Annotated in this window: 4 protein-coding genes; 3 read left to right on the plus strand and 1 reads right to left on the minus strand. The window is 68.2% G+C overall.

The annotated features are described in order from the left end of the window. The first annotated feature begins 5 nt into the window (after positions 1 to 5). From ABZ345_RS19680 to ABZ345_RS19690, 3 genes are all read left to right on the plus strand, one after another. Positions 6 to 905 carry an LCP family protein gene (locus tag ABZ345_RS19680; RefSeq protein WP_359850272.1) on the plus strand — a complete coding sequence of 300 codons (900 nt, stop codon included), beginning with the start codon at positions 6 to 8 and terminating at the stop codon, positions 903 to 905. A gap of 251 nt (positions 906 to 1156) precedes the next feature. Further along, complete coding sequence (locus ABZ345_RS19685) at positions 1157 to 4981, plus strand: hypothetical protein (protein ID WP_359850275.1); 3825 nt, start codon at positions 1157 to 1159, stop codon at positions 4979 to 4981. Between the two features lie 79 nt (positions 4982 to 5060). Further along, positions 5061 to 5573 carry a DUF2165 domain-containing protein gene (locus ABZ345_RS19690; protein WP_359850278.1) on the plus strand — a complete coding sequence of 171 codons (513 nt, stop codon included), beginning with the start codon at positions 5061 to 5063 and terminating at the stop codon, positions 5571 to 5573. Here ABZ345_RS19690 and ABZ345_RS19695 read toward each other — a convergent pair. Next, complete coding sequence (locus ABZ345_RS19695) at positions 5533 to 7446, minus strand: diguanylate cyclase (RefSeq protein ID WP_359850311.1); 1914 nt, start codon at positions 7444 to 7446, stop codon at positions 5533 to 5535. The two genes, ABZ345_RS19690 and ABZ345_RS19695, sit on opposite strands and share 41 nt — an antisense overlap. Between the last annotated feature and the right edge of the window lie 588 nt (positions 7447 to 8034).

The following is an 8034-nucleotide window of genomic DNA, read 5'->3' on the forward strand; positions in this document are numbered from 1 at the left end:
GAGGTATGAACGTCCACTTGAAACGATGGCTCGCGGTCTCGGGGGCCGCCGTGGTCATCACGGCGGGCGTCGTGGTCGGGGGTTCCTACTGGCGGCTGGAGAGCAATCTCAAGACCGTCGATCTCGCCAAGGAGATCACCCACCCCAGGCCTCCGTCGACGCCTGGCCGTCCGCTCAACATCCTCCTGATCGGCAAGGACGACGGGCGGTCCGACACCGCCATGGTCGTGCAGCTCAACGCCGCGGGCGACCAGGCGAGGGTCGTCAGCATCCCGCGCGACACGATGGTGCCCAGGCCCCGGTGCGGGAACAACCCGCCGGCCTCGATCGCGATGTTCAACAGCGCGTTCACCACGGGCGGCGCCGCGTGCACGGTGGCCACAGTCGAGCAGATGAGCGGCATCCGGATCGACCACTTCGTCCAGATCGACTTCAACGGTTTCCGCGACGTCATCGACCGGCTCGGCGGCATCGACATCACCGTCCCGGAGCCGATCGACGACGAGAAGAGCGGGCTGCACGTGCCGGCCGGGCCGACGAAGCTCGACGGAACACAGGCGCTCGCATTCGTGCGGACGCGGTACAGCATCGGTGACGGCAGCGACCTCAACCGCATCAAGAACCAGCAGCTGTTCATGCGCGCGTTGAGTGAGAAAATCGCGAACGAGAACTGGGTGGCGAGCCCGCAGAAAACGTTCCAGCTCGCCGACGTTCTCACGAAGTCGATCGTCACGGACGAGGAAATCGGGTCGATCACCAAATTGGCGGACCTCGCGGGAAAACTCACCGCGTTGAAACCGGAGAGCATCACCTACGTGACGCTGCCGACGGAGACGTACCTGCCTGATCCGAATCGAGTTCAGCCCAGGCAACCAGAAGCGGATGCGCTGTGGAAGGCGGCCTGACCTAGCAGGCGGCACCCTGCCATTCGCTTGGGCGAGGCCACGGCTGAGGAGACCCCCAGCACTCCTCAGCCGTGGAAGCTTTGCCCCAGTTGGTCACTGCCACTTTGACGGTCTCCCGGTCTCGTGAAGGACGTGGGGTCGAGGTTGTCAGACCACCTCGTTAGGGTGGGCTCCTGACCACCTGTCCGGTGCGTGCACCGCAGCTCAGACGGGCGGTCCACGTTTTCCGGTCCGGACGAGGTGGAGGTCGCTTGGGACCCCGTGGCGTCTTCGCGGAGCGCTTTGCGCTGCTCTACGCGGAGGCAGGTGACCCGCCCCTGAAGCGGGTCACGGAGTCGGTCGCCCGCGCCCGCCGAACGGACGAACAGGGCAGACCGGTTCGCGTACCGGCACAACGCGTCAGCGACTGGCGGCGCGGGCGCAACGTGCCCGCCCGGTTCAGCGGGCTGAGCGCCGTGCTGGAGGTCCTCGTCGGCGAGGCTCGCAAGCGCAGGCCCCAGCCGGCGATCGAGAAGCTGTACGACCTCGACGCGTGGCGCACCCTCTGGGAAGAAGCGCTCGCCAGCCCTGTCACGGAAACGGAAACGGACACACCCCCTCCGGAAGACAGCGCGGTCTGCCCGTACATGGGTCTGAGCGCATTCGGGCCGCAGGACGCGAATTGGTTCTTCGGCCGCGAAAGGGCGACGAACGCTCTTCTCGCCAGAATCAACGAGAACGGCATCACGATGCTCGTCGGCGCGTCCGGCGCCGGCAAGTCGAGCTTGATGAAAGCCGGTGTTCTGCCGCGGCTCGACAAAGAAGCCCTGATCATTTCTCCCGGCACCGATCCGCTGAAGGAACTCGCGCTCCAGGTGCCGGACCTGATCCTCACGCTGGAGTCCGCGGCCGACTCCGAGCTGCTGGTCGAGTTCGCGCACGAGGTGCAGCTCGCGGTCGGCGACCGGGTCCTGGTCGTCGACCAGTTCGAGGAGGCGTTCACGCTCGGCGGCGACGAGAACCGGCTGCGGATCTTCGTGCAGGCTCTGCACGCTGCGGCGGAGAAGACGTCGGTCCTGCTCGGCGTGCGGGCCGACTTCTACGCCCGCTGCCTCGACTTCCCCGAACTCGCCGAGGCCCTGCAGAACCGGCAGATGGTGCTCGGCGCGATGTCGGCCGCCGAGGTCCGCGACGCCGTGACGAACCCGGCCAAGGCCGCCGGTCTGCAGCTCGAACCGAGCCTCGTCGACCTCATGCTGCGCGACCTCGGCGCGCACAACCGTCGCGGCAAGGACGCCTACGACGCGGGCGCGCTCCCGTTGCTCAGCCACGCCCTGCTCGTCACGTGGCAGCGCAGGCAGGCGGGCCGGCTCACCATCGCCGGCTACCGGGCGGCCGGCGGCATCCAGGGCGCCGTCTCCACCACGGCCGAACGCGCGTGGTCCGACCTCGACGAACTCGGCCAGGCCGCCGCGAAACAGCTGCTGCTCAGGCTCGTCCGGGTCGGTGAGGACACGCAGGACACCCGCCGCCGTTCGAGCCGCCACAGCCTGCTCGAGGCCAGCACCAACCTCACCGCCACGGAACGCGCGCTGGAGGTGCTCACCCGCGCCCGCCTGATCACCATGGACGCGGGCAGCGTCGAGATCACGCACGAGGCGCTGCTGCACGCGTGGCCCCGGCTGCGCAGCTGGCTCGACGACGACCGCGCGGGCAACCTCAACCGCCAGAAACTGGAAGAGGACGCGACGACGTGGGCGGAGACCGGCCGCGACTCGTCGTTGCTCTACCGCGGCGCACGGCTGGAAGGCGTGCGGCAGCAGCAGAACGTCACCGCCATCGCCAAGGAGTTCGTCCGGACCTCAGAGCGTCAGCACCGCAAGAGCGCCTGGCTGCGTCGCAGCGCGGTGGTCCTGGTGTCGGTGTTCGCGCTGATCGCGGCCGGTGCCGCGGTGATAGCGGTGCAGCAGCGCAACGACGCCCAGTACAGCCAGGTCGTCGCGGAGGCCGACCGGCTCGCCACGTCCGACCCGTCGCTGTCGGCCCAGTTCCTGCTGGCCGCACACCGCATGCGCCCGGACGACCAGGCTGTGAACGCCAAGTTGCTCGGCACGCAGCAGCTCCCGCTGGCCATCCCGCTCGCCGGCCACACCGGCGCGGTGTACCTGACGACGTTCAGCCCCGACGGCACCCTGCTCGCCACCGCGAGCTACGACCGCAGCGCGCGCCTCTGGGACGTCAGGGACCGCAGCCACCCCAGGCAGATCGCGGTCATCACGGGGCACCGGGACTGGCTCAGCTCCGCGGTCTTCTCCCCCGACGGCAAGGTTCTGGCGACCACCGGGCAGGACGCGACGATCCGGTTCTGGGACGTGCGCGACCCGGCGAACCCCAAGGCGATCAAGACCCTCGAGACCGGCAACGGCCCGAGCTACCTGCTGGAGTTCAGCCCGGACGGCACGCTGCTCGCCGCGGCGAACGAGGACAAGTCGGCCCGGCTCTGGGACGTCCGCGACCCGGCGAACCCCAAGCCCGCCGGCGAACCGCTGCGCGACCACACCGCCGCCGTGCGCTCGCTCGCGTTCAGCCCGGACGGCAGGACGCTGGCCACCACCGGGGACGACCAGACGATCCGGCTGTGGGACGTCGCCACCAGGACCAGGATCGGCAGGCCGATGACCGGCCACACCGCCGGCATCCACACCCTGGCGTTCAGCCCGGACGGCAAGCTGCTCGCGAGCGGCTCCGACGACAAGATCGTGCGGCTGTGGAATCCCGCCACGCAGGACCCGGTGGGCCAGTCGCTCGGCGGACACACGGGCCCGGTGTGGTCGGTGAAGTTCAGCCCGGACGGTCTGGTGCTCGCCTCGGCGTCCGCCGACGCCACCGTGCGCCTGTGGAACCTCAGCAACCCGGCCGCGCCGAGCCTGCTCGGCCGTCCGCTCGCGGCGCGCGGCGCCAACCTGTTCGCGCTCGGCTTCAGCCCGGACGGCGGCGCGCTCGCCACCGGTTCCCTGGAGAACGCGGTGCAGCTGTGGTCGCTGCCGCGCTCGATGCTGCTCGGCCACAGCCTGCACGTGCCGACACCCACGTTCAGCCCGGACGGCAAGCTCATCGCGACCGGTTCCAGCGACAAGACGGTCCGGCTGTGGAACGTCTCGGACACGCGCCACCCCGAGCAGATCGGGCCACCACTGCTCGGGCACGAACGCACCATCAGCCCGCCCGCGTTCCGGCCGGACGGCAAGGTTCTCGCCAGCGCGGCCGGCGACAGAACGGTGCGGCTGTGGGACATCGCGGACCCCGCGCACCCGAAACCACTGGGCGAACCGATCACCCTGACGAACCGGTTCTCGGCACGGGTGCAGTTCCGCCCGGACGGTCAGGTGCTGCTGACCAACAACGACGACGAGTCGGTGCGCTTCTGGGACGTGCGCGACCCCGCCAGGCCCGTGCCGCTCGGCGACCCGCTGACCGGGCACGACGGCTACGTCAACGACGCGCAGTTCAGTCCGGACGGCCGCACGCTCGTCACCGCCAGCAGCGACAAGACGATCCGCCTGTGGGACGTGAGCGACCCGGCCAAGCCGAGGCTGCTGGGCAAGACGATCGAAGACCCGCAGATCGTGAACCGGGCGCTGTTCACCGCGGACGGCAAGACGCTGATCACCTCCGGGGCGAACAAGGTGATCCGGTTCTTCGACGTGCGCGACCTGGAGCACCCGACGCAGATCAGCGAGTTGCACGGGCACATGGGCACGATCAGCACGTTGTCGATCAGCGCGGACGGCAAGCTGCTCGCGAGCAGCAGCGCGGACAGGACGTTCCGGCTCTGGGACATCAGCGACCCGGCCGCGCCCACGTCCCTGGGCCAGCAGATCACCGGCGACTGGGCCGCCGAGCCGTTCGTCCAGTTCGCCCCCGAGGGCAGGACGCTCGCCACCGGCAACGCCGACGGGATCGTGCGGCTGTGGGACCTCGACGTCGAACACCAGGCGGACCAGATCTGCAGCACGACGCGCGGCGCGCTGACCCCCGAACTGTGGGCGGAACGCGTGCCGCAGTTGACCTTCGAAGACCCGTGCGCAGGCCGCTGACCTCCATGAACCCGTCCATCAACTGGGAGCCGACCCGAACCGTCTCACTGCTCGCACTCCATCGGTTACTGTCCGCGCCATGCGTCTACTTGCTCGGGTCGGCAGCTTGCGCGCGGTTGTGGCGGTGACCGTCGGGTTCATCACTCTCAACATGCTTCTCGTGGTGCTCGGCAACATCACGGACTACGGCACGAACGAAGCGTTCGTGAAACACGTCCTGTCGATGGACACCACGTTCGGCAAGGAACTGAAGTGGCGGGCGATCACCAGCCCGGCCGTCGTCACGACCGTCTACGTCGCGATCATCCTTTGGGAGGCGATCGCGGCGGTCCTGCTGACCGCGGGCACCATCGCCTACATCCGCGACAGGGAGGACAGCGCGCGCAAGTTCGCGTCCGCCGGTCTGCTGATGATCGTGGCCCTGTTCCTCGGCGGCTTCATCACCGTGGGCGGCGAGTGGTTCGCGATGTGGCAGTCGAAGGACTGGAACGGCATCACCGCCGCCCTGCGCATGGTGACCATCGCGGGCTTCGCGCTGATCCTCGTGCACCTCAGCTCGCGTCGGGCCATCCAGAGTCAGGCCACTCAGTAGTCGGCTCCACGCAGAACACCGGCCCAACGCCGGCGTCCGCACCGATCTCACTCCACCAGTCCAGCTGCTCAGCGTCCTCGATCGCGTCGATCACGACGAGCCCACCGGCTTCGTGCACGAACACGACGAGGTCGCTGAGCACGTGCGACACCAGCTCATCGGGCTTCTGACCGCGCCCCTTGACCCGCACGGCCTTCACACCCAGCGAGCGGACCAGCTCGATCTCGGACGTCGACCCCTTGAAGTCGCGTGCCCCGATGTGAATCCCCATGTCCGCCAACAGATCCAGGTTGTCGGCGGCCTCGCTGTCCTCCGACGCGAGCACGTGCACCGGAAAGCCCAGTAACAACCGTCCGGCGGGCAGCCCGGTGTCCGCTAGCACGCGCCGCACGTCCCTCACGAGGTCCGGGCTGTTGGCCATGCTCTCCGTCAGGCACACCGCGAGAATCTCTTCGTGCACGCACGCGGCCTCGGCTGCCCTGCGCAACATCCACTCGCCCAGCGGCAACATCAACCCGGTGTGCTCGGCCATCGACACGCACTTCTCGTGCGCGATGAGCCCGACGTCCCGATGCCGCCAGTTGAGTTCGGCTTCGACACAGACCCGCGCCGCCCCGTCCACCCTCATGACGGGGTTGAACACGACTTCGATCTCACCGTTCTCCCAAGCGCCGGGCATGACGGCAGCAAGCGCGAAGTCCTCCTGCTCCCGCTTGTCCTGCGTGGCGTCGTGCAGCCCCCACTGCCGCCGCCCACTGCGCTTGGCCCTGCGCAGCGTCATGTCCGACGCCCTGAGCACCTCGGCGGGATGATCACCGGGATGCAACCGGGGCAGCACCCCGATGCTCGCCGACACCGCAACCCCGTGCTCCCCGAAGTAAACAGGTTCGGCCAGCTCGTGCTCGATCATCCGGATCGTCGTGTCCACGTCCGGCGTCTCGGCCCCGTTCTCCACGAGCACCGCGAACTCGTCACCCTCGAGCCGCGCGACCATGGCCTTCTCACTGGCGAAGACCGAGCTCAACCGCTCCGCGACCAGGCTCAGCACCTTGTCGCCGATCTCGCGCCCGAGCCCGTCCGTGATCACCGCGAACGCGTCCAGGTCCAGGTGGTACAGCGTCACTCCGTGCTCGATGTCGCTGTGCAGCAACGATTCCAGCCGGGTCGTCAAGTACTGCCGGTTCGGCAACCCGGTCAGCGCGTCGTGCAACGACTGGTACTGCAACCGCCCACCGAGCAACGTCAGCTGGCTGTCATCGTCGATCATCACCACAAAGTGCTTCGGGTTGTCCTCAGCGTCCTTCTGCAAGGTCGCCGCCAGCAACACCCGAAAATGCTCGCCGTCCCGGTCGATCAACCGGGGCCGCTCCTCGACCCGCCGCATCCGCCCGTACTTCAAGCTCTCCAGCGCATCGTTGATCAAAGGCAGGTCCACCGGCGAGATCAGGTCCGTGAGCGTCATCCCGGCAACATCTTCGCGCCGCAAGATCGTGCACAGCGCCGCGTTGGCCCGCTTCAACTCCCCGTCAAGACCAACCATCGCAATGCCGGTAGACGAATGGGCGAAGATGTCCTCGAACCGCTCCTCGCTGGCCTGCAAGTCCAGCCGCACGGCCCGATTGGCCCGCCCCAAAGCCTGGCTGACACTCTCCTGCTGCTCCAGCACGAAGGCCTGAATGGCCCCGGTGTACGAAGCCGACACGGCCCCGATGACCAGCGCGGCCGTACGAGCATCGGCCCCTTCCTGCTCAACGAAAACAGCCAGCACCTCCACCGACTGCCGCAGACTCTCGGCCCCAACACAGTGGATCTCGACCAGCCGAGTACCAACCTGGGAGGCCACCGCGGGATCCTGCGCCACCGCCTCAGCCACAACGTTCAACAGCTCACGCAACTCTTCAGTGAGCTTCTCCGCCGACAACGGTATGTACGCAGTCCGGCTGGCCCTGATAGCCCACTCACGCGCCAGCTCGTCACGTCCCAGCGGGCGTGACGCTCTCGCGTCGTCCAAGCTCGGCAAATCATCCACCTGACCTGCTCGGCGAGCAACGGTGCGGAAGCCTACCGCCAGCAAACCACAACGACCCCGTACGCGACCGTCTTCGCCCCAACGGGCGTACAGCGATCTCGCAGCGTTACAGCCTTTACTCGCTCGATCGGAGCAATTTTCTCACGAAACGCACTAATCAGTCCCTCGCCGACGGCCCCACACTCGCCAACCGGCCACCCCTCAGCGGCAAACGGCCGCCCCCGCACGCACCGGGCAAGCCCAATCGCCCCGAGGCCGAAGGCGAGGCGACCCGAAGGCGAAGCCGAGGCAAGGCGACGCCGCAGGCGAGCTGCTTGTCCCGTGCGCTTCGGGTGGGGTCCCGTCACGAGTCGTGCCTCAGCACTTGCCGCGCCAGGGCAGGGGTGGGGACGGGGGACCGCGTTAGTGACGGTGTCAACCCCCACCAGGGGT

This window comes from Lentzea sp. NPDC005914, from assembly GCF_040629405.1.
Lineage (GTDB): Bacteria > Actinomycetota > Actinomycetes > Mycobacteriales > Pseudonocardiaceae > Lentzea.

Coding starts and splice junctions, on each gene's coding strand:
- ABZ345_RS19680 (WP_359850272.1), top strand. CDS start 6: ATGAACGTCCACTTGAAACGATGGCTCGCGGTCTCGGGGGCCGCCGTG.
- ABZ345_RS19690 (WP_359850278.1), top strand. CDS start 5,061: ATGCGTCTACTTGCTCGGGTCGGCAGCTTGCGCGCGGTTGTGGCGGTG.